Origin of the sequence: Shewanella morhuae, from assembly GCF_003028295.1 — a bacterium.
GTDB lineage: Bacteria > Pseudomonadota > Gammaproteobacteria > Enterobacterales > Shewanellaceae > Shewanella > Shewanella morhuae.
The window spans coordinates 2,303,372-2,325,558 of the sequence record NZ_PYSG01000002.1; the positions used below are offsets into that span (position 1 = coordinate 2,303,372).

Consider the following 22,187-nt stretch of genomic DNA (forward strand, 5'->3'; position numbering starts at 1 on the left):
GCAGATTTTTTATAGTGATATTTCTCAACATGTGCTCGCCTTAATGCTAAGTCGATATAAACGATAAAAGCTCTGCTAAAAAACATCGAATCGAAATATCTCTGCTATTTCCAGCCTTGAAGCCAATGGGTTTCATCTTTCAAATCAAGCCAGTTTATTGGTATCACTCGCTTAGACATCACTGCTTCAATTGAACATAAGACAACTAAACCTTCCTCATCAAATTCAATTTCTGTGATTAAAAAATGTTTTTCTTTATGGGCCGGTTTTACCGCAGTCCATTTACTGTTGAGTAATTTTTTGGGATTGATTTTATTCATTAAAACTCCGTAACACAGTTGAGTTAATATGCTGGACTTATCCTATCTGGCTGCCTATACGCTATTTTGGGCAGAAGGGATCTTTAATCAACGCAGTTAATACTAAGCATGTAATACCACAAGGGCTGAGCCACCACAGAATAATCAATATCGATTTAAGTGGCACTTTGATAAACTAGCCCCGCCGCAATCCAAGCGTTCGAGCTCAGCATCATTTATGCTGATGGTTCAAACAGATAACATCACTTCAGCCTGCGGCGGAGCCATAATGAATTCTCAAACCTATAACCAAGTTGTGCTGGAACTCGCCATTGCGGGTCTTGCCGATTTAACCGCCTCAGCACAAACGAAAAAAGCCCAGCGTACACCGGCGCAAGAAAGCCATTTTTTGTGTAACTGGATGGTCGAATCCTTAAAAGAAAAACGTTTTTCTAAACTGGTTGCTGACGACCTAACAGCATGGATCCGCTTAGCCCGCAGCCAAGGTGCTGGCGCTGAACTCAAACATTTATTAGAAAGGATTGTGTATCAATATCAAGCTATTGAAAAAACTGAGCCGGCCTTAGGAATAGGTTTGAATGCCATGATTGAGGAACTGAAACAGGCACAATGGCTAGTCTTTACGGATACTGACATTACTGCAAAACTTAAGCTCGATGGCGATGGTCAATCCAGCTTAGTGATTGACGCGAAAGAATTTAACCAACATATCAAAGATGATCAGCTCATAAAGCCAATTAACTTATATGTCCGTGCCGATGAGCAACAACTGACGCGAATTGCGTTATCCCATGGCTTATTGCTTAGCCAAAGCAACAAGAAAACTAGCTTAATTAAACATCATAAAACCTATCGAATTTATCCCCATAATCAACAACCCGCCCTGTGCCAACTATTAGCGTAAAGTACAATTGCCTAACCTGTTGAACTGCTTGAATATGACTTGTGTGATTTAAGAAACATTTTATTCACACAGGTCAGGTAAGATAGCCACAACATTGTGCTGAAGTACATCAAGATAACAGGGATGAAGACAAGATGATTAAGCGGAGCTTAGAGTATAAACATTTAATTAAATTCGCTTTATTTATCTTTTTTTTACTCAGCAACCGGCCTTCGCACAGTCGCTTAAATACAATATTACTGGCTCTTACTCTTGGTATCCTTACTTTATTGATCATCAAGCTGAGGCGCCTGGAATGATCACAGAACTGATCCCGATGATTTTATCTTTAGCTAAAATTGAAGCTGAAATCCTCGACTTGCCACCTAAGCGCACCAATAATGCTCTCGAAACAGGTCAACTCGACTTTGATATCGTCAGTCCAAGCTGGTTTGTAAAACAAGATTTAGGGCCGTTGTTTGTTAAATCTACACCCATCATTAAAATCATTGAATATGTAGTTACCCTGCCCGAAAACGTGATTCAATATAATGATATCAACCAGATAAAAGGCAAACACATAGGCACTGTGCGCGGTTACTTATACCACGATGATAAGGACTTTATTCGTGCCGACTTTACCTCTGAGCAGGAGTTAGTTAAAGCCTTAGACAAACACAGAGTCGATGCGATTATTGCGGGTAATTATCCTGTTCTGTATTGGTCGACTCAGCTAGGGATCCCAGTGGCACTTGCCGCGGTACATTCTGATGGGGACCTAGTGTTTAGATTACGTAAGGAGCACGTCAATTTGCTACCAGCCATCAATCAAGCAATAGCGACCCTAAAAGCCAATGGTAAGATTGATGAGATAGTCAAAAAGTACACCCAAACTCTGGCAAGCTGAGCCAATGCTCTAGTACGCCCATTATTAAGATAACTGCAACAACTTAAACTTAGGCTTAATTCAATCTTTTCCTTTGTGGCGACCTCATGAACAGGCCACTTGTCCATATTTTTATAATTTCCGCATCCGATGCAACTAGCCATGGTCAAATTGCTGAGTATTCCCCAACCTTGGCAACCTGCACAGCTTGTCACGCCCAACAAGATAGCTTAGTGATCCATGCGCGTAGCTTTGGCGGGGTGTATCAAAGTGATGCCAGCGGGGGGCGTATTTATCAATCGGGACAAGAGTCATGCGCTACCTGTCATGCAGAAGGTCGCTCATCGGGGGTCGATAAGGTACACCAATAAGCTATTAAGTTTTATCTAGCCCCAAAAGGCGCTCGTTATAAAGCGAGCGCCTTCGCCTTGAGTCAAAATATTTTATTTATCATGCCCTAATGATCACATCAAATGATGACGTTTTAAGCCTCAAAACAGTAACGGCTAAAATTTAATATTTGGTTTTAACACTGTTAAGCAGGCCCGACTCCCCTCTATCAAGGTTTAAGCGTTATTAACGCTAAACGGTTCATCAATTAATCAGCCTACGTCTACTACCAAAACGATAGCGGCGAGGGTCAGGCACTACGCAACCTCTAGCGTTTTAGTGCTATAGAATATTGACTTCATTGTATTATCATCCTGTTATTGTTATTTATTCGCGCAGGTTTTATGCGCCAGAAGGGAAATTCCATGGGCACACCTAAGACTAAAGTACCAACGCCACGTTACGACAAACTGACGGCACATTTTCAGAAAATTTCTCACTTTGAACATTTCAGCGCTTTGGGTGACTGGGATCAAGCAGCCATGATGCCCATTGGTGGCGGTAATGATCGCGGTAATGCAATGGCAGAACTGGCGCTGCATATCCACGCACTCAAAACCTCAGACACCTTAGCCGAGCATTTACATGGCGCGGCGGACGAATCACTCTCAACAGAGCAACAAGCCAACCTACGGGAAATGCTGTACCAGTATCAACAGGCAAACTTAGTACCCGGCAGCCTAGTGCAAGCCAAAACTAAGATGGCCTATCAATGTGAGAATGCGTGGCGCGAGCAACGTAAAAATAATGACTGGCAAGGCTTTAAGCCCAATCTAAAAGCGATCATTGCGCTTGCTAAGGAAGAAGCGCAGATCCGCGGTGAAGCCCAAAATATTGCGCCCTATGATGCCCTGCTCAATAAATTTGAACCGGGGATGACCACGGCAAAGCTAGAACAAACCTTTGGCGGTCTTAAAGGTTGGCTACCGACACTCATCCAAGAAGTGCTGACTAAGCAGGCAAACGAGCCTAAGCTTGTGCTCAATGGTCCCTTCGATATTAGCGCGCAGCAAGCCCTTGGCCGTGACGTAATGACATTTTTGGGGTTTGACTTTAATCATGGCAGGCTAGATATGAGTAGCCACCCATTCTGCGGCGGCGTGCCAAGCGATGTACGTATAACGACTCGCTACAACGAGGCCGATTTCAGTAGCGCGATTATGGGCATAGTTCATGAAACTGGCCATGCCAGATACGAACAAGGTTTACCTAAAGCGTGGCGCGGTCAACCCGCTGGGCTTGCACGTTCTATGGGCGTACACGAAAGCCAAAGTCTATTTTGTGAAATGCAGCTCGGGGCAAACTCGGCATTTTTACGTCAGTTGCAGCCTAAAATCGCGCAGCATCTTAATTGTGATTTTAGCGCCCAAGAATTAGCCCAGCATTACACCCGCGTAAATCCCGGACTTATTCGCGTCGACGCAGATGAAGTCACCTACCCCTGCCACATTTTACTGCGTTTTGAGGCGGAAAAAGCCTTTATCGACGGCAGCTTAACGGTTGATGACTTACCTGATTTTTGGTCGGCGCAGATGCAACAATTACTGGGGATCAATACCGATGGCAATTATCGCGACGGTTGTATGCAAGATATCCATTGGGCTGTAGGTGAACTTGGATATTTCCCTAGTTACACCTTAGGCGCCATGTATGCTGCCCAGTGTCGTTTTGCGATGGAAAAAGCCTTAGGGCCGATTGAGGCTTTAATCGATGCTGGCAAGCTGGAATCGGTATTTCAGTGGCTGAGCAAACATATTTGGTCAAAGGGATCCTTGCTCACAACAGATGAACTAATTCAGCAAGCAACGGGTGAAACCTTAATATAGTCAATATCTTGAGCGTCACCTGCGCCAACGATATCTAGGTATTTAGCCGTTATGCGTGAGAAAAGCACTGAAAGCTCAGTTTTAATGGGGTTTTAAGCGCTATATATTGCCGCTCAAACCTGCATTTTAAAGCCGCTTGAGGTTATAATGCCGAGCTTATTTTAAGAGAGATATATTGAGCGGGATAAATATCGGCCATGTTACTGCGAGCAATCACCCCACAGGATTGGGATGCTATTTTAAACATCCAAGATGAGTGTTACTCACAACTGGATCCTGAGCCATTGCATGTACTGCAGAGTAAATGGCAGGTATCGCCTCAGTCCTGTTTTGTGTTTGAAGTCGATAAAGCGGTTGTGGGTTATTGTTTGGCGCATCCTTGGACCGTCAATATGCCACCAGCGCTTTATCAGCCCATTACCCATTTACCTAAGGCTGATACTTTATATCTGCACGATATTGCGATTTCAGCAAAAGCCCAAGGGTTGGGTGCTGGTGCTAAAGCACTCACCCGTTTAACATTACTGGCGGATCGCTTTAATCTTAATTCCTTATCTCTCGTTGCTGTACAAGGCGCCGACAGTTATTGGCTTAAAATGGGCTTTAAACCTCAGAGCATAGATAAATGTCTTGGCAGTTACACTGACGATGCCATGTATATGATTTATAAAATTAATCATAGAGATGAAAGATGAATCCAACCCTGACCACTATTGGCTTACTCTGCCTAAGCAATATCTTTATGACCTTTGCTTGGTACGGACATTTGAAAACCTTAGGCTCAAAACCTTGGATTATCGCCGCCTTAGTGAGTTGGGGTATCGCCCTATTTGAATACTTGCTGCAAGTGCCCGCTAACCGTATCGGTTATACGGTTATGAATCTCGGCCAGTTAAAAATTTTACAAGAAGTCATCACCTTAAGTCTGTTCGTCCCCTTTGCCTATTTCTACATGAAAGAGCCCTTGAAGCTCGATTATCTATGGGCAGGATTGTGCATATTAGGTGCTGTATATTTTATTTTTAGAAGTGAATTTAATTAATTTCAGACTTATTTCAGGAGAGCTCCCCCATGGCCCGTCAAGTCACTTATACCTTTAAAGGTAAGATTAAAACTATCGCCTTTAGCTACGATAAACACCACGATTTATATGAAGCGGTTGCCGAAGCTGAAGGCATCGATTTAACCCAATTTTTAGCGATGGAACAACAGGTCGCCATGACATCTCGCAAAGGTGCAAAGGCAGAAAAAGAATTCAGAAAAGTAGAATTTGCCCGCTTTGGCTTTAGCAATATCCACTTTGTTAGAGATGAAGAACCCGAAGCCTAAGCAGGTTATTGATTTTTGAATTCGCTTTAAGCACTTTAAAACAGGACACTGTGATGCTCAATACCGAACATGCTAACTTTCCCCGCGCGGGGTTCTTACGCCGCTTAGGCGCCGCTGTTTACGATTCAATGTTAGCCATAGCGGTTTATATGGTTGCTGGCGCAGCAGGCTTTGGGATTTTCTACGGTTTAACCACTTTAGGGTTAGTGGGTATGAACGGTTTTGAACATGTCTCAGACGCCCTAAATGGTACGCCAATTTATCATGGTATTTATCAACTCTGGCTGGTCTTGTGTGTTGGCACTTTTTACGCCTTATTCTGGAGCAAAGGTGGCCAAACCTTAGGTATGCGCGCTTGGCGCCTTAAAGTGCAACATCCTAATGGCCAAAATTTAAGCCTGATCACCGCCTATGCGCGTATTGTTTGGTCATTGCTCGGCATTGGTAATCTGTGGATCCTCATCAGTGGTAACAAGCTTGCCCTGCAAGATAGCATGACTCGCTCAGAAGTGGTTGTGTTGTCTAAAGAAGCCAACCAAATGCGTAACTGGCACGGCGCGTAAGTGCAGTTTCAGAAAATTAGCCCATAAAAAACGACGCATTGGCGTCGCTTTTTATGGGCTAAATTCAAAGTAATAGCAACATCATCGCCGGATAAAGTAAAAGGCAATTCCAGTAAATAATAAGCTCGGCGCAACAGCCCCCACGTAAGCGGGTAACTCATACACCATACTCATGGGACCAAAAATTTCGTTACTGATATAAAAGCTAAAACCTGCCACAACCCCAAGTAATACCCGCGCACCCATAGTTACAGTTCGTAGCGGGCCAAACACAAACGACAACGCCACTAACATCATTACGGCAACAGTCATTGGCTGCATCATCTTGCGCCATAACGCGAGCTCATAACGGCTAGGATCTTGGCTGTTCGTTTTTAGATACTCAAGATAACCGACCAGACCACGAATCGATAACGCTTCAGGTTTAACCGATACCACACTGAGCTTATCTGGGGTTAAACTCGATTGCCATTGTTCTTCGTCGTGGTGTTCTAGAATGACTCTGTCATAGCTTAAATCGGTACGTTTCACATCAAATAGACGCCAACTATTCTCAACAAAAACCGCGCGTTCAGCATGCACTACGTTAGTGAGTTTTAACTCACTATTAAACTTATAGAGTGTAATATTATTGAGTTTGTCTATCTTTTCAACTTCACCAATATTAACGAAAAAATCGCCATCTTTGGCCCAAATCCCACGATGAGATTTAATTAAACTCCCGCCAGAAAGTTTAATCGCCTGTAGTTCATTGGCCTTTTGTTCCGCAATGGGAGCGCCCCATTCACCTAATGCCATAACTAATAACATTAACGGCACTGCGGTTTTCATCGCCGACATAGTAATCTGCAAACGGGACATACCCGATGCTTGCATCACCACAAGTTCCGAGTTCGATGCCAACATTCCCATGCCAATCAACGCGCCCAGCAACACAGCCATCGGGAAAAACATTTCAATATCACGTGGCACTAAAAACAGCACATAAATCCCCGCATCCATCATGCTATAGGTGCCGCGCCCCACTAAACGCAGTTGGTCAACCCATTTAATAATGCCCGACAAACCCGTCAATACCAGCAAACAAAGCGCTGAAGTGCTTAACAATATCCGCGCGATATAAAGGTCTAAAATCTTCATGCCGCCACCTTCTTATGGGTAAATAATCCCGATAGATGGCTAAAGATAGGTCGATCTTTCCCCAGCAGAAAAATCCCCATAAAGAGCGCCGAAACATGGATCCACCACATACCTAAATACAGTGGAATAATGCCATCTTGCAATGCCTTACGTCCCGCGACCATCAAACCAAAATAGCCAAGGTACAATAGTATCGCGGGGAACATTTTAGCAAATTTACCTTGGCGTACATTCACTCTAGCTAGCGGCACTGCAATTAACGTCATTATCGGAATCGCTAGCGGAATAGCTAAACGCCAGTGAAACTCTGCAACCGCTTCCGCACCTTCAACTTTAACCAGTTCATCAACGGGCAGTGCCGATAATTTACGCCGACGCTCATCGATTTGCTGCTCTTTGATTTGCATGTTGTAGCCAGCAAATTCAAGCACTTGGTAGTCCTTCAATCGAGGGCTGCCCTGATAACGCACGCCATCGTTCAAATTCAATTGTTGTGCACCGAAACTGTCTTCTTGAACACGTCCACCCTTAGCTACAACTACGTTAGCGACACCCGTTTCGTCATCAGGATCGGGTAATTGTGCAACAAATACTTTCTCTAATTCGTTATCCTTGCCAATACGTTCAACAAACAATACTGCGCGGCCATTAGGACTCGCTTGAAAACGCCCTTGCACCAAGGCCGCAAGCCCTGCTTCAGATTGGGCTTTTTCGAGCACTTGGTTTTGCCGTTCTTCAGCCCAAGGCGCGACATAAAGCGATAAATATCCAGTAAGTAACATATTGATTACAGCAAGAATTAAGGTCACTCGGGTGACATACCACTCGCTAACGCCAACGCCGTGGAGAATGACCATCTCATTTTCAGAATACATACGGCCATGGGCCAGTAAAATCCCCAAAAACAAACTTAAAGGTAGGACTAAAATGACCAGATAAGGCAAGTTAAGCCCGATCAAAGTCATGATTAAGGAGGCAGGGAAATCACCATCGGAGGCATCGGCCAATATGCGTACAAAATGTTGGCTAATAAAAATAGTTAACAGCACTAAAAGCACTGCAACTTGTGCCTTTAAAACTTCTCGAATTAGGTATTTAAATACAATCACAGGCAGGTTCCGGTCTCTAAACTTATCTTTTTGCTGGTAACAGCGTAACTTTCATGTAAACTGACTACTTTTGATAGTTTTCTGACCAACTTCAGGGGTTATAGGTAAACTTAACGTCATTAAATGTATGACTTAAGCGCCGAGAATAAATCACCTTTGGAGTAGTAACTTAGGCCCTTTTCAGGGCAAGCAGACATTATCTAATAAATATAAAAATTTGTCTTTAAGAATCTAGGAGTGCTCATGGAGTTTAGCGTAAAAAGCGGTAGCCCCGAAAAACAACGCTCAGCCTGTATCGTGGTCGGTGTTTATGAACCCCGCCGCCTGTCAGGCATCGCAGAGCAATTAGATAAAATTAGCGAAGGTTACATCAGTAACTTGTTGCGCCGCGGCGATCTGGAAGGTAAACCTGGCCAGATGTTATTGCTGCACCACGTTCCTAATGTATTGAGTGAACGCGTATTATTAGTGGGTTGTGGCAAAGAACGAGAACTAGACGAGCGCCAATACAAACAAATTATCACTAAAACAATCAACACCCTTAACGAAACGGGTTCAATGGAAGCCGTGTGCTTTTTAACTGAACTGCACGTCAAAGGACGCGATACCTATTGGAAAGTACGTCAGGCGGTTGAAACCACTAATAGCAGTCTTTATAGCTTTGATGCCCTAAAGACACGTAAAGGTGAAACTCGTCGTCCACTGCGTAAATTAGTCTTCAATGTACCAACTCGCCGTGAATTAACCCCAGGTGAACGTGCCATTGAGCATGGCATGGCAGTCTCTGCCGGCATGCATTTATGTCGCGATGTCGCCAACATGCCACCTAACATCTGTAATCCTGCATATTTAGCCTCGCAAGCGCGCCAAATGGCAGAAATACACAACACACTGCATGTAACCACTATTGGTGAAGAGCAAATGGCCAAGTTGGGCATGAACTCATACCTCGCAGTAGGCCGCGCCAGTGCCAACGAATCCATTATGACGGTGATGGAATACAAGGGCGCTGTCGATAGCACAGAAAAACCCATTGTATTAGTCGGTAAAGGGTTAACCTTTGACTCAGGTGGTATTTCATTAAAGCCTGGCGAAGCCATGGATGAAATGAAGTATGACATGGGCGGCGCAGCCGGCGTTATTGGCACCATGAAAGCCATTTGTGAGATGAAGTTACCTATCAACGTTGTCGGTATTCTGGCAGGCTGTGAAAATATGCCGTCAGGTAACGCTTACCGTCCAGGTGATATTCTGACTACTATGTCAGGCCAAACCGTTGAAGTGTTAAATACCGATGCTGAAGGTCGTTTAGTGCTGTGTGACGTTTTAACCTATGTTGAGCGTTTCAATCCTGAACTGGTTATTGACACAGCAACGCTAACAGGTGCCTGTGTGATTGCCCTTGGTAAACATGCTTCAGGTCTGTTCTCATCGCATAATCCACTCGCACACGAGCTATTAAGCGCCGGTGAGCAAAGTGGTGACCGCGCATGGCGTATGCCATTATGGGATGAGTATCAAGATATGCTCGACAGCCCATTTGCTGACATGACCAACTTAGGTGGCCGTCCAGCGGGTGCAATTACGGCAGCATGTTTCCTTTCGCGCTTTACTAAAAAATACAACTGGGCGCACCTAGATGTAGCTGGCACAGCATGGAATAGCGGAGCTAATAAAGGTTCAACAGGTCGTCCTGTGCCAATATTGACTCAGTTCTTGATCAATCGTGCTGGCGTTGAAGCAGGCGAATAACCGACTATCCGGTCTTAGCTTGTTAAAGACTCGATGAATTAAAGGCGAAGATAAAAATCTTCGCCTTTTTTATTATCTATTTCATGTTAATAATCAATTTATGACTTGAGTTAATAAAGCTAAAAACAGTAATACATCGAATATTTTCAATGAATAATTACGTTACTAAAGTCATCTTTAGCGATTTTAAAGCTGCCAACAAAACGTTGAAAGACAATGATTCATCAAACCTAAACCCAAGCTTCACCCAAGCATTAACCCATACTCACTTTTAGTGTAAACTGCAGCTCTGGTTCGCCACGAAAACAAGTGAAGTAAGGCATTGAAATCATGACTCAAGTGCTGTTTTATCTCATGCCGCCGGTGGTATCGTCTGCTGAGGCTACGACAAATTCGCCCGTTGTAACGGCAAACACCAACCCTGCACTTTACGCAATGCATCTTTTAGCTTGCCAGCTAGCGCAGCAGGCTTTTGTGAAACAACAATGGGTGTATATTCATTGCCAAGACAAGCAGCAAGCCCATGCAATTGATGAACTTTTATGGCAGTTTGAACCCAGTGCGTTTGTGCCTCACAATCTCAAAGGTGAAGGTCCGATGACGGGATCGCCAGTTGAAATTGGGTTTGATCGCATCGGCGCCAACAAAAGTCGACAAGTTCTGATTAATCTTGCAGACCAAGCGCCTCCATTTGCGGTAAACTTTGGCCACATCATCGATTTTGTTGCCAATGACGACCAGCATAAAGCGGTCGCTCGCGAACGTTATCGACAGTATCGCGGCTTAGGGGTCAATTTACAGACCCAAGACTTAGCAACACATCCACTTAATTAGTTTGAGACAGACACGTTCCCATGGAAAAAACATACGATCCGCAGTCCATCGAGCAAACTCTTTACCAAAACTGGGAAGAGCAAGGTTACTTCAAGCCACACGGCGATGAATCCCAAGGCAATTATTGCATCATGATCCCGCCACCCAACGTGACGGGCAGCTTGCACATGGGCCACGCCTTCCAAGACACCATCATGGATACCTTAACCCGTTACCAACGGATGAAAGGCAAAAATACCCTATGGCAAGTCGGTACTGATCATGCGGGTATTGCTACCCAAATGTTGGTTGAGCGTAAGCTTGAAGCTGAAGAAGGCAAAAATCGCCATGACCTAGGTCGCGATGCCTTTATGGATAAAGTGTGGGAATGGAAAGCGCAATCGGGCGGCACGATCACTAAGCAACTACGTCGTATGGGCGCTTCAGTTGATTGGGATCGCGAGCGTTTCACTATGGACGAAGGCTTATCCAAGGCCGTGCAAGAAGTGTTTGTGCGCCTGTACGAAGACGATTTGATTTATCGCGGTAAGCGTTTGGTCAACTGGGATCCAAAGCTGCACACGGCTATCTCTGATTTAGAAGTGGAAAGTAAAGAAAAGCAGGGTCACATGTGGCATCTGCGTTATCCACTGGCCGACGGTGAACTGACCGCCGAGGGTAAAGACTATTTAGAAGTCGCCACCACACGCCCTGAAACCATGCTTGGCGACAGTGCCGTTGCCGTGCACCATGAAGATGAACGTTATCAATCGCTTATCGGCAAGTTTATTTTATTACCGATTGTTAACCGCCGCATTCCTATCGTCGCTGACGATTATGTTGATATGGCCTTTGGTACGGGTTGTGTGAAAATTACCCCAGCCCATGATTTTAACGATTATGAAGTCGGTAAACGTCACAACCTGCCCATGTTCAACGTGCTGACCTTAGATGCCGCCATTCGTGCAAGCGCCGAAGTAGTGAACTCTGACGGTACCTTTAACAAAACGCTCGATGGCAGTCTGCCTGAACGTTTTGCCGGACTTGACCGTTTTAAAGCGCGCGATGCTATCGTCGCTGAATTTGACACTTTAGGTCTACTCGAAAAAATTGCACCACACGCCTTGAAAGTGCCTTACGGCGATCGCTCAGGTGTAGTTATCGAGCCAATGCTGACCGACCAATGGTATGTAGCTGTGGCGCCAATGGCGAAAACCGCTATCGAAGCGGTTGAAAATGGCAGTATTAAATTTGTGCCGCAGCAATACGAGAACATGTACTTCTCGTGGATGCGTGACATTCAAGACTGGTGTATTTCGCGTCAATTATGGTGGGGTCACCGCATCCCAGCTTGGTACGACGAAAATGGCAAAGTCTATGTCGGCCGCAACGAAGCCGATGTACGTGCTAAGCACAATATCAGTGACTCAATGGCACTGCGCCAAGACGAAGACGTACTGGACACTTGGTTCAGCTCAGCCCTGTGGACATTTTCTACCTTAGGTTGGCCTGATAATTTAGAAGATTTAAAAACCTTCCACCCAACCGACGTGTTGGTGACAGGTTTTGACATCATCTTCTTCTGGGTAGCCCGCATGATCATGATGACCATGCACTTCATCAAAGATGAAGACGGCAAGCCACAAGTTCCGTTCAAAACAGTCTACGTTACCGGCCTTATCCGCGATGAAGCCGGTAACAAGATGTCAAAATCTAAGGGTAACGTACTCGATCCATTAGATATGATTGACGGTATCGAACTTGAAGCGTTAGTTGAGAAACGTACCGGCAATATGATGCAGCCACAACTGGCCGCCAAGATTGAAAAGAGCACCCGCAAAGAATTTGCCGAAGGTATCGAAGCCCATGGCACAGATGCACTGCGCTTTACGCTTGCAGCAATGGCATCAACGGGTCGTGACATCAACTGGGATATGAAGCGCTTAGACGGTTACCGTAGCTTCTGTAACAAGTTATGGAACGCCTCACGCTACGTGCTGATGAACACAGAAGATCAAGATTGCGGCCCAGGCTCACCAGAGCACAAAGGCGGCGAGATGGAATTATCGCTGGCCGATCGCTGGATTATCGGTTTATTTAATCAAACCGTTAAGACCTTTGACGACCACATGACAGCCTACCGTTTCGACTTAGCGGCCAATACCCTGTATGAGTTCACATGGAACCAATTCTGTGACTGGTACTTAGAGCTGACAAAGCCGGTATTGCAAAATGGCAGCGAAGCGCAAATGCGCGGCACTCGCAACACCTTAGTGACTGTGCTTGAAGCCCTGCAGCGTTTAATGCACCCTATGATGCCTTATATCACTGAGACCATTTGGCAGCGCGTTAAACCGTTAGCAGGCGTATCAGCACCTAAAGGTGGCGATACCATTATGCTGGCGCCGTTCCCTGCATTTGATGCTGCAAAAGTAGATAGCGCAGCGATGGCCGACTTAGAGTGGGTTAAGCAAGTGATTACCGCGGTACGTAACATTCGCGCTGAGCTCAACATTGCTCCTTCTAAGCCGCTAAATGCCCTATTACGTGGTGTTAGTGCGCAGGATAAGGCCCGTATTGAAGCGAATCAAACCTTCTTCACCACCCTTGCTCGCTTAGAAAGCATGACTATTCTGGCTGACGGCGAAACAGCGCCTATGTCAACTACAGGCTTGATTGGCGAAATGGAGCTACTTATCCCTATGGCTGGTTTAATTGATGTGGCCGCCGAAATGGCGCGTATCGATAAACAGCTTGAAAAGCTAGGTCAAGAGATTGCTCGTATCGAAGGCAAGTTATCTAACGAAGGCTTTGTGGCTAAAGCACCGCCAGCGGTTATCGATAAAGAACGCGCTAAAATGGGCGAGCTAAAACGCGATATGGACAAGCTCAACGAGCAAAAAACTGAGTTCGCTAAGCTAGAAGCTTAATTTACTCACTTGCTTTAGTTAAGTGTTAAATGAAGAGCAGCCATTAGGCTGCTTTTTTGTACTCACGGTTCAATGAATACACATCGCCAATGGCACCATAAAATCGTTCCTTGGCATAAAATCGCTATCTGCCACGTTAATAACTCCATTAACGTCTTGCTGTGATTAGATAATCCACTTAGAGTCTATCAAGCGCCAATATTAAGTCTCAAGCTTATGTTGGCAACTAGCATGCCTATAACTAACCCTGAGCAATCAACAGGGCTATTATACCAATCACATTAAATATCTAATCAGTTCAGAGCCTCACAGGTATTTCAATCCGAGGCGCATTGACGCAGAAATGGTTATTCCCTTTTAAGTCAATGCAACACGGGAGTGGGATGCCTGTGAGGCTCCCAAAGGGCGGGTTTCAACGCGCTTTATACTGCGTTTAAGGCTTTCGACAGAGCACCACTATGTCTTCAAGCCGTTGCCTTGTCTAAAGCGCGTTGAACTCCCGCTGAATGAACAGATAGTTAATACGATTGGTATTACCAAGCAACTGCATGTCATCGTTACCCAGCTGCATAAACCGAACTGAATTAAATGCCAATAAAAAAGCCCTGCAATTGCTTGCAGGGCTTATCTATATGGTGCGCGTGGAAGGAGTCGAACCTCCGACCGCCTGGTTCGTAGCCAGGTACTCTATCCAGCTGAGCTACACGCGCAAAATCGTGTTCTACTTGCTAAAGTAGTTTTCAAGGTAAAGACTAAAACTAGCACTTTACCCTGTAAAATCATTCTATTCATCTCGACTAAAAGAATAGAATGGCGGAGAAGGAGGGATTCGAACCCTCGATGGGAGTTAAAGCCCATACTCCCTTAGCAGGGGAGCGCCTTCGGCCACTCGGCCACCTCTCCGCATTTAACGCTGTACATTAACAAGAATTATCTCATTAACGATATTGGTGCGCGTGGAAGGAGTCGAACCTCCGACCGCCTGGTTCGTAGCCAGGTACTCTATCCAGCTGAGCTACACGCGCATGTTAAATGGTGAAACATTAGTACAACCGCAATCATACTAACTTAAATTGGTGCGCGTGGAAGGAGTCGAACCTCCGACCGCCTGGTTCGTAGCCAGGTACTCTATCCAGCTGAGCTACACGCGCATGTTAAATGGTGAAACATTAGTACAACCGTAATCATACTAACTTAAATTGGTGCGCGTGGAAGGAGTCGAACCTCCGACCGCCTGGTTCGTAGCCAGGTACTCTATCCAGCTGAGCTACACGCGCATGTTAACACTTCGCTTTAAGCAACTATTTACAAAATTTCTAATTGAAATTCAAAACTGATGAGTTAAAAATTAACTAATCCAGAGATGGTGCGCGTGGAAGGAGTCGAACCTCCGACCGCCTGGTTCGTAGCCAGGTACTCTATCCAGCTGAGCTACACGCGCGACTTGTATCTAATCCTATATCACACTCGAATAAAAAATGGTGCGCGTGGAAGGAGTCGAACCTCCGACCGCCTGGTTCGTAGCCAGGTACTCTATCCAGCTGAGCTACACGCGCATTATTTTCTATCGGTAAGAAATGGCGGAGAAGGAGGGATTCGAACCCTCGATGGGAGTTAAAGCCCATACTCCCTTAGCAGGGGAGCGCCTTCGGCCACTCGGCCACCTCTCCGTTTTCTTGGCGCACATATTACTGTTTGACGAAAATAAGTCAAACCCTTTTTCTGAAACAGATTCCATTTGAACTGTTTTTAATCACATTGCTGTTATATCAAGCCAATGTATTGATTTGCGCCAATCTTTTAAACTTAAAAATAAAAAAGCCAGCTAAAAAACTGACTCTTCTGTTACCGCTATACTCTTGCCTAAACAAAGTATTAAAAGTTTCCATCTTCCGACGGTGTACCTGACTTTTCAGATTGGATGCGTTGGTAGATTTCTTCACGATGAACTGAAACCTCTTTAGGTGCATTTACACCGATACGCACTTGATTGCCTTTTACACCTAGCACTGTAACGGTGACTTCATCACCAATCATCAATGTTTCGCCAACACGACGAGTCAAAATCAGCATTCGATAGCTCCTTTATTTCTTAATTCAGCTTACACACGGCACTCATCCGGTAGATGGGCTTATTATAAGGTCAGCTTAGTACAAATTAATAGTATTCAATACGCAAACGGTTATTTAATTAGACCTTATTTAGCTCGAAAGCGTGATGTAACGCTCTTACCGCCTTCTGTAAGTCCCTTTCATCGATAACGGTTGACAATTTACTCTCTGACATCGAGAGTAACTTAGCATGAATAGTTTCATTACCCAAGACTTCTAGCATCTTAGTTAACAATCCTATTTTTGCCTGTAAACCTTTGCCAACTAAAGATACTTTTGCACGTTGCCGTTCAATAATCAATGGTCCAAGAGTAAGGCTTTCGCTTAATCCTTCAAGCTCATTAAGCAAAGTCTCCACCTTTGCTTCAGCGAGCATAAAACTTACTCGATCGGAGGGTGAGTCTTCATGTATACGTAATGGAGTAATAAACTCTACATCGATTTCTAACCGAGTTAAGCACCCTAATAAGGCTTGATAGCGCTCACTTGTAGTAAATAATCCTTCTATCGTCAGTGTCGCCAATGCTTTATTCACTGCAATGCCTTGGACTAACGAGGCCATACTTAATTCTGACTCATCGCCAAATTGAATTAACGTGCCCTGCCCAGCTTCAAAGCTTGATAAAACCCGCAGTGGCACCCGAAAACGTTCAGCGTATTCAACCGAATCGGGATGCAGCACTTTAGCGCCAAGTCTGGCCATTTCAAGCATGACATCAAACCCAATCACATCGAGGCGGCGGGCACTGCTATCGATATTAGGATCAGTGGTAAATACCCCAGCAACATCGGTAAAGATTTGACACTCATCGGCGCCTAAAGCGGCCGCTAATGCAACGGCTGTGGTATCTGAACCGCCACGTCCTAATGTTGTAACATCACCGTGAGGATCTATCCCTTGGAACCCAGCGACGATTGGCACCACACCCTCATCAAGCAGAGATTGCAGATACTCAGTATCGACTCGCTCAATGCTGGCGCGTCCAAATTGACTATTAGTATGAATTTGCACTTGATCGCCGGTCAAAGATTTAGCCTTAATACCGCGGCGCTGCAGCGCCATCGACATCAGGGCAATACTCACTTGCTCACCGGTTGACACTAACATATCTAATTCGCGCGCACTGGCGCGTGGATTAATTTGTGCAGCGAGGGCAAACAGGCGATTGGTCTCTCCTGCCATAGCAGATAAGACTAATACTTGTTGTTCGCCACTGTGAGCTGACTTTGTAATTTGCTCAGCGACCGCTTCGATACGTTCAATAGAACCCACCGAAGTGCCGCCAAACTTTTTCACAAAAAGCTTGCTACCACTAAGCTTTCGTTTTTGGGGCACAGCAACCTCTTAAGCTAGACGCTCAGTAATCCAAGGTAATACTTGAGCCAATGCCGCATCCAGATTTTCTGGTTGGCTACCGCCCGCTTGAGCCATATCAGGACGACCGCCGCCTTTACCACCGACTTGTGCAGCGACCATAGCAACCAACTCACCTGCTTTCACTTTGCTGATTAGATCATTACTCACGCCAGCGATCAGGTTTACTTTACCTTCCTGCGCAGTGCCAAGAACGATAATGGCCGACTTCAACTTCTGTTTTAATTCATCTTGTAAACCGCGTAATGAGCTTGCTTCAACGCCATCTAACTTTTTAATGAGTACGTTAACGCCATTGATCACCACAGCATCACCGACTAAGTCAGCACTCGCCGCTGCCGCTAACTTATCTTTCAGCTGCGCCATTTCTTTTTCAAGTTGCTTCATCTTATCGAGCTGAGCTTTTAACTTAGCCACCACAGAGCTAGCATCACCCTTTAATAAGGCAGCCGCTTCTTCAAGCTGCGCTTGCTGCTGCGCGACATAAGCTATTGCTGCTGCACCGGTAACGGCTTCGATACGACGCACACCCGCAGCAATACCCGCTTCTGAGGTGATCTTGAACAAGCCGATATCACCAGTGCGGCCAACATGGGTACCACCGCACAATTCGATGGAGAAATCCCCCATAGTCACAACACGCACTTGCGAGTCATATTTCTCACCAAAGAGTGCCATAGCACCTTTTTCTTTGGCTTCGTCGATGTCCATTTCAGCAGTTTTCAGCTCATGGTTACGGCGAATTTGAGTATTAACTAATTCTTCGACCTGTTTTAATTCAGCAGCTTTAACGCCTTCAAAATGAGAGAAGTCAAAACGTAAACGCTCAGGGTCCACCAAAGAACCTTTTTGCGTGACATGTGTACCAAGCACTTGGCGCAGCGCAGCATGTAGCAAATGGGTAACTGAATGATTGAGTTGAGTGCGGTGACGCAGATTTTTATCGACTTTAGCTTCGACCACTTGGCCAACGCTTAAGCTGCCCGTAGATAAAATACCTTGATGACCCGTGGCTTGACCGTATTTTTGCGTGTCGTTAACCGTAAACTCAATACCGTTAGCAACCAATTGGCCCTTATCGCCCACTTGTCCGCCAGATTCAGCGTAGAATGGTGTCACATCGAGTACCACAACTGCTTCGTCACCCGCCTTGATAGCCGGCACTGACTCACCGTTTTGATAAATCGCTGTCACTTTAGCTTGGCCGGTTAATTCGGTGTAACCACAAAACTCAGTTTGCGCATCAATTTTCAGCGCCGCGTTATAATCTGCACCAAAGTTACCGGCAGCTTGTGCGCGGCTACGTTGCTCTGCCATAGCGACTTCAAAACCGGCTTCATCGACAATGATGTTACGTTCACGACATACGTCGGCGGTTAAATCCATTGGGAAACCATAGGTGTCATACAACTTAAATACAGTTTCGCCATCTAACGTTGCACCTTTTAACTCGTTTAAGGCGGTATCTAAAATACCTAAACCACGCTCAAGCGTACGAGCAAACTGCTCTTCCTCTGCTTTTAATGCTTTTTCAACAATGGCTTGAGTTTCAGCTAGCCCTTTTGCAGCATCACCCATCACCGCGATTAAAGATGGCACTAGCTTGTAGAAGAATGCTTCGGTCGCGCCTAACTTGTTGCCATGGCGAACAGCGCGGCGAATAATGCGGCGCAGTACATAGCCACGGCCTTCGTTCGATGGCATCACGCCATCAGCAATTAAAAAGGCACATGAACGAATATGATCGGCAATCACTCGTAGCGACTTTTCAGATAAATCGCTGACGCCGATGATTTCTGCCGTTTTAGCGATCAGAGTACGGAAGATGTCTATTTCGTAGTTAGAATGAACGCCTTGCATAATCGCGGCAATACGCTCAATTCCCATGCCAGTATCAACTGATGGCTTAGGTAAAGGCAGCATCTCACCAGATGCTTGACGGTTGTACTGCATGAAAACGATGTTCCAGATTTCGATGAAACGATCGCCATCTTCTTCAGGACTGCCAGGACGGCCACCCCAAATATGGTCGCCATGGTCATAAAAAATTTCAGAACATGGACCGCAAGGGCCAGTATCACCCATTTGCCAGAAGTTATCTGACGCATAAGCTGCGCCTTTGTTATCGCCGATACGGATAATGTTCTCGGCAGCAACACCAATCTTTTTATTCCAGATTTCAAAGGCTTCATCATCTGTTTGATAAATAGTAACGCACAGACGTTCTTTCGGCAGCTTTAGTGTTTCGGTCAAGAACGTCCAGCCAAAACGAATCGCTTCTTCTTTAAAATAATCACCAAAACTGAAGTTACCCAGCATTTCAAAAAAGGTGTGATGACGTGCGGTGTAGCCTACGTTATCTAAATCGTTATGCTTACCACCCGCGCGTACACAACGTTGAGCAGTGGTCGCACGCGTATAATTGCGTTTGTCCATTCCAAGAAACACGTCCTTGAATTGGTTCATGCCCGCATTGGTAAATAAAAGTGTCGGATCGTTGCTTGGCACTAATGAACTGCTGTCCACAACTTGATGGCCATTGCTGCGGAAAAATTCGAGGAAAGCGCTTCTTAGCTCTGCTGTAGTTTGATACATGAAATCGTCCTGAATTGGGTAAGCATTACCAGCTACGCCTTAGGCTAGCCGTATTTCTATTTGCCCAGCATTATAAGCAGACTGAGAAGGGACGACCAGTGTTGATTAGGGATATATCTCGCCAAACTGGCTCAAAAGTACCGATTTAACGGGAATTTAACCCACTATTTAACGCGCTTTAGGTAAGGTTATTAATCGCTCTGCACAAATGGGATCCACGCTATATATCTAGATTACGACCATTTACAAAACTAACGGGCAAAGTAAACCATCGCCAATGCAGCACGCAATACTTTATCAGCGAGTAAATGCCAGCAATTAGGATAGAGTGGCGAGAAGTAAAACATCCCCAAAATGCTAATCGCAGACTCTGTCATTTGAGTAATAACGGCAATATCTAAGCGAATAGATATACAACGGGATGAGGTGAGAAAGTCTAAAAATGTGAATATTTGAGGATGAGCTTTTTATACTGCTATTTTGTACCGTTATTTTTTAAACTGGGCTATTAATCATTCTCGTCAAGATCATTAGGATCTACAGCTAACGCATAACTAATTTGATCGTAGCTAAAACCTTGGCCCATTAAAAAACGTACCCGTTTTGCTTTCTCTTTGGCAATAAGATCGCGAGCCGTTGAACCCTTAACCTCTGTGACGCGTGGAATACCGTATTTTTTTATGGCTTTTTCTTTTGCAAGCTCAAACCAATCACAATCACTATTGGTTATTGCCGCTTCAATACAATCTTTAGATAGGCCTTTTTGTGCAATAGCTTGGCGGATTCGAATGGCACCGTGGCCTCGACTAATGTGGCTACGCACTAATAGCTCGGCATAACGATTGTCATTGATAAAACCGGAGGATTCACAAGCATCGAGCACAGGTTCGATATCGTTAAGTTCGAATCCCTTTTCGAGCAGTTTGTCGCGGATTTGTTGACGGGAATAATCGCGGCGCGCTAACAGCGCGACCGCGATTTGACGGGCTGACTGGCTCAGAATACTTCGCCTGTCTCTAAATCAACATTATCATCGCTAGGTGATGTGTTTTCAGTAGCAGGTATGCCACCTTTGCTAAGCAACAATTCACGTAATGTCGTATCAATCTCAGCAGCAATAGCCGGGTTTTCAGTTAAAAAACGTCCTGCATTGGCACGGCCTTGACCAATTTTCTCGCCTTTATAGCTATACCAAGCACCCGCTTTCTCAACCAATTTATGCGCTACACCTAAATCGACTAACTCGCCGGTACGGTTAATACCTTGGCCATAGAGAATTTGGAATTCGGCTTGCTTAAAGGGGGCCGCAATTTTGTTTTTAACGACTTTAACGCGTGTTTCGTTACCAACAACTTCATCGCCGTCTTTAATCGCGCCAGTACGGCGAATATCTAAGCGTACAGAAGCATAGAACTTCAGTGCGTTACCGCCAGTGGTCGTTTCTGGGTTACCAAACATCACACCAATCTTCATACGGATTTGGTTGATGAAAATAAGTAACGTATTAGATTGCTTTAAGTTACCCGCAAGCTTACGCATTGCTTGGCTCATCATACGCGCCGCTAAGCCCATATGAGAATCACCAATTTCGCCTTCAATTTCAGCTTTAGGTGTTAGAGCCGCCACTGAGTCAACAACAATCACATCAACTGCGCCAGAACGAGTTAATGCATCACAAATTTCCAGTGCTTGCTCACCCGTATCAGGTTGTGAACAAAGTAAATTATCAATATCTACGCCTAATTTTTTAGCATAAATAGGATCTAGAGCATGCTCAGCATCAATAAACGCACAGGTTTTACCTTGACGTTGCGCGGCGGCAATCACTTCTAAGGTTAATGTCGTTTTACCTGATGATTCAGGGCCGTAAATTTCAACAATACGCCCCATTGGCAAACCACCAGCACCTAAAGCAACGTCCAGAGACAGAGAACCGGTAGAAATGGTCTCAACATCCATTGAGCGATCTTCGCCCAGCTTCATGATGGAGCCTTTACCAAATTGTTTTTCAATCTGGCTCAATACCGCAGCAAGTGCTTTCTCTTTATTTGGATCGACCTTCATTCCAGTTCCCTCATTAAGACAAGCCATAAGCTGTCAAAAGTGATATTCAATTTAAAAACGGGTAATTCAAAAAGCAGGGCTTTTTGCCTTAATTCTGCTG

Annotated in this window: 17 protein-coding genes, 8 tRNA genes and 2 pseudogenes; 11 read left to right on the forward strand and 16 right to left on the reverse strand. The window is 45.1% G+C overall.

The annotated features are described in order from the left end of the window. Positions 1–104 precede the first annotated feature (104 nt). Positions 105–320, reverse strand: coding sequence for a TIGR02450 family Trp-rich protein (locus C9I43_RS10595; protein WP_107883436.1), 216 nt, complete (start codon positions 318–320; stop codon positions 105–107). A 268-nt stretch (positions 321–588) separates the two neighbouring features. Between C9I43_RS10595 and C9I43_RS10600 the strand changes: the two genes are divergently transcribed. The 8 genes and pseudogenes from C9I43_RS10600 (at position 589) to C9I43_RS10635 (ending at position 6,197) form a co-directional block, all read left to right on the forward strand. Then, positions 589–1,224: a DUF2913 family protein gene (locus C9I43_RS10600; RefSeq protein WP_107883437.1), complete on the forward strand. Its 636-nt coding sequence runs from the start codon at positions 589–591 to the stop codon at positions 1,222–1,224. A gap of 295 nt (positions 1,225–1,519) precedes the next feature. Then, on the forward strand, positions 1,520–2,110 hold the full coding sequence (locus C9I43_RS10605; RefSeq protein WP_258191883.1) for a substrate-binding periplasmic protein: 591 nt from the start codon (positions 1,520–1,522) through the stop codon (positions 2,108–2,110). A gap of 122 nt (positions 2,111–2,232) precedes the next feature. Further along, positions 2,233–2,460 (forward strand): annotated as a pseudogene (locus C9I43_RS10610) (multiheme c-type cytochrome); the annotation flags it as partial. Between the two features lie 384 nt (positions 2,461–2,844). Beyond that, positions 2,845–4,351: pseudogene (locus C9I43_RS10615) on the forward strand (carboxypeptidase M32). Positions 4,352–4,502: 151 nt separating this feature from the next. Next, positions 4,503–5,000: a GNAT family N-acetyltransferase gene (locus C9I43_RS10620; RefSeq protein WP_107883438.1), complete on the forward strand. Its 498-nt coding sequence runs from the start codon at positions 4,503–4,505 to the stop codon at positions 4,998–5,000. Next, the gene (locus tag C9I43_RS10625; RefSeq protein WP_107883439.1) at positions 4,997–5,347 is read left to right on the forward strand and encodes a DMT family protein; all 351 of its coding nucleotides are present in this window, start codon (positions 4,997–4,999) and stop codon (positions 5,345–5,347) included. The genes C9I43_RS10620 and C9I43_RS10625 overlap by 4 nt, the downstream gene beginning before the upstream one ends. A gap of 29 nt (positions 5,348–5,376) precedes the next feature. Next, on the forward strand, positions 5,377–5,634 hold the full coding sequence (locus tag C9I43_RS10630; protein ID WP_076496516.1) for a DUF2960 domain-containing protein: 258 nt from the start codon (positions 5,377–5,379) through the stop codon (positions 5,632–5,634). A 53-nt stretch (positions 5,635–5,687) separates the two neighbouring features. After that, on the forward strand, positions 5,688–6,197 hold the full coding sequence (locus tag C9I43_RS10635) for an RDD family protein (RefSeq protein ID WP_107883440.1): 510 nt from the start codon (positions 5,688–5,690) through the stop codon (positions 6,195–6,197). A gap of 81 nt (positions 6,198–6,278) precedes the next feature. On the opposite strand, the gene lptG is transcribed toward C9I43_RS10635, so the two are convergent. Next, positions 6,279–7,337 (reverse strand): LPS export ABC transporter permease LptG, encoded by a 1,059-nt coding sequence (gene lptG / locus C9I43_RS10640; protein ID WP_107883441.1) that lies wholly within the window; start codon positions 7,335–7,337, stop codon positions 6,279–6,281. Next, positions 7,334–8,446 (reverse strand): LPS export ABC transporter permease LptF, encoded by a 1,113-nt coding sequence (gene lptF, locus C9I43_RS10645; RefSeq protein WP_107883442.1) that lies wholly within the window; start codon positions 8,444–8,446, stop codon positions 7,334–7,336. The genes lptG and lptF overlap by 4 nt, the downstream gene beginning before the upstream one ends. 243 nt (positions 8,447–8,689) lie before the next feature. Here lptF and pepA point away from each other — a divergent pair, with 243 nt between their 5' ends. The 3 genes from pepA to C9I43_RS10660 all read left to right on the forward strand — a co-directional run bounded on the left by pepA (position 8,690) and on the right by C9I43_RS10660 (position 13,941). Beyond that, on the forward strand, positions 8,690–10,198 hold the full coding sequence (gene pepA / locus C9I43_RS10650) for a leucyl aminopeptidase (RefSeq protein ID WP_076496512.1): 1,509 nt from the start codon (positions 8,690–8,692) through the stop codon (positions 10,196–10,198). A 330-nt stretch (positions 10,199–10,528) separates the two neighbouring features. Next, positions 10,529–11,032 (forward strand): DNA polymerase III subunit chi, encoded by a 504-nt coding sequence (locus tag C9I43_RS10655; RefSeq protein ID WP_076496511.1) that lies wholly within the window; start codon positions 10,529–10,531, stop codon positions 11,030–11,032. A gap of 20 nt (positions 11,033–11,052) precedes the next feature. Further along, a complete protein-coding gene (locus C9I43_RS10660) occupies positions 11,053–13,941 on the forward strand; it encodes a valine--tRNA ligase (RefSeq protein WP_107883443.1) in 2,889 nt (962 codons plus the stop codon). Positions 13,942–14,574: 633 nt separating this feature from the next. On the opposite strand, the gene C9I43_RS10665 is transcribed toward C9I43_RS10660, so the two are convergent. From C9I43_RS10665 to recA, 13 genes are all read right to left on the reverse strand, one after another. Further along, positions 14,575–14,651, reverse strand: a tRNA-Arg gene (locus tag C9I43_RS10665). Positions 14,652–14,752: 101 nt separating this feature from the next. Beyond that, a tRNA-Ser gene (locus C9I43_RS10670) sits at positions 14,753–14,844 on the reverse strand. Positions 14,845–14,889: 45 nt separating this feature from the next. After that, positions 14,890–14,966, reverse strand: a tRNA-Arg gene (locus tag C9I43_RS10675). A 49-nt stretch (positions 14,967–15,015) separates the two neighbouring features. Next, positions 15,016–15,092: transfer RNA gene (locus tag C9I43_RS10680), tRNA-Arg, on the reverse strand. 49 nt (positions 15,093–15,141) lie between these two features. Continuing rightward, a tRNA-Arg gene (locus C9I43_RS10685) sits at positions 15,142–15,218 on the reverse strand. Between the two features lie 87 nt (positions 15,219–15,305). Beyond that, a tRNA-Arg gene (locus C9I43_RS10690) sits at positions 15,306–15,382 on the reverse strand. A gap of 38 nt (positions 15,383–15,420) precedes the next feature. Beyond that, positions 15,421–15,497: transfer RNA gene (locus tag C9I43_RS10695), tRNA-Arg, on the reverse strand. 22 nt (positions 15,498–15,519) lie between these two features. Then, positions 15,520–15,611: transfer RNA gene (locus C9I43_RS10700), tRNA-Ser, on the reverse strand. Positions 15,612–15,816: 205 nt separating this feature from the next. Further along, positions 15,817–16,014 (reverse strand): carbon storage regulator CsrA, encoded by a 198-nt coding sequence (csrA, locus tag C9I43_RS10705; RefSeq protein WP_076496509.1) that lies wholly within the window; start codon positions 16,012–16,014, stop codon positions 15,817–15,819. 118 nt (positions 16,015–16,132) lie between these two features. Then, positions 16,133–17,389 (reverse strand): aspartate kinase, encoded by a 1,257-nt coding sequence (locus C9I43_RS10710; protein ID WP_107883444.1) that lies wholly within the window; start codon positions 17,387–17,389, stop codon positions 16,133–16,135. 9 nt (positions 17,390–17,398) lie between these two features. Beyond that, positions 17,399–20,023, reverse strand: a complete 2,625-nt coding sequence (gene alaS, locus C9I43_RS10715) for an alanine--tRNA ligase (RefSeq protein WP_107883445.1) — start codon at positions 20,021–20,023, stop codon at positions 17,399–17,401. A gap of 508 nt (positions 20,024–20,531) precedes the next feature. Next, on the reverse strand, positions 20,532–21,002 hold the full coding sequence (locus C9I43_RS10720; RefSeq protein ID WP_373455352.1) for a regulatory protein RecX: 471 nt from the start codon (positions 21,000–21,002) through the stop codon (positions 20,532–20,534). A gap of 17 nt (positions 21,003–21,019) precedes the next feature. Next, a complete protein-coding gene (gene recA, locus C9I43_RS10725; protein WP_107883447.1) occupies positions 21,020–22,087 on the reverse strand; it encodes a recombinase RecA in 1,068 nt (355 codons plus the stop codon). Positions 22,088–22,187: the final 100 nt, after the last annotated feature.

Coding starts and splice junctions, on each gene's coding strand:
- C9I43_RS10625 (WP_107883439.1), top strand. CDS start 4,997: ATGAATCCAACCCTGACCACTATTGGCTTACTCTGCCTAAGCAATATC.
- C9I43_RS10655 (WP_076496511.1), top strand. CDS start 10,529: ATGACTCAAGTGCTGTTTTATCTCATGCCGCCGGTGGTATCGTCTGCT.
- alaS (WP_107883445.1), bottom strand. CDS start 20,023: ATGTATCAAACTACAGCAGAGCTAAGAAGCGCTTTCCTCGAATTTTTC.
- pepA (WP_076496512.1), top strand. CDS start 8,690: ATGGAGTTTAGCGTAAAAAGCGGTAGCCCCGAAAAACAACGCTCAGCC.
- C9I43_RS10600 (WP_107883437.1), top strand. CDS start 589: ATGAATTCTCAAACCTATAACCAAGTTGTGCTGGAACTCGCCATTGCG.
- C9I43_RS10595 (WP_107883436.1), bottom strand. CDS start 320: ATGAATAAAATCAATCCCAAAAAATTACTCAACAGTAAATGGACTGCG.
- C9I43_RS10620 (WP_107883438.1), top strand. CDS start 4,503: ATGTTACTGCGAGCAATCACCCCACAGGATTGGGATGCTATTTTAAAC.
- C9I43_RS10635 (WP_107883440.1), top strand. CDS start 5,688: ATGCTCAATACCGAACATGCTAACTTTCCCCGCGCGGGGTTCTTACGC.
- csrA (WP_076496509.1), bottom strand. CDS start 16,014: ATGCTGATTTTGACTCGTCGTGTTGGCGAAACATTGATGATTGGTGAT.
- recA (WP_107883447.1), bottom strand. CDS start 22,087: ATGAAGGTCGATCCAAATAAAGAGAAAGCACTTGCTGCGGTATTGAGC.
- C9I43_RS10660 (WP_107883443.1), top strand. CDS start 11,053: ATGGAAAAAACATACGATCCGCAGTCCATCGAGCAAACTCTTTACCAA.
- C9I43_RS10605 (WP_258191883.1), top strand. CDS start 1,520: ATGATCACAGAACTGATCCCGATGATTTTATCTTTAGCTAAAATTGAA.
- C9I43_RS10630 (WP_076496516.1), top strand. CDS start 5,377: ATGGCCCGTCAAGTCACTTATACCTTTAAAGGTAAGATTAAAACTATC.
- lptG (WP_107883441.1), bottom strand. CDS start 7,337: ATGAAGATTTTAGACCTTTATATCGCGCGGATATTGTTAAGCACTTCA.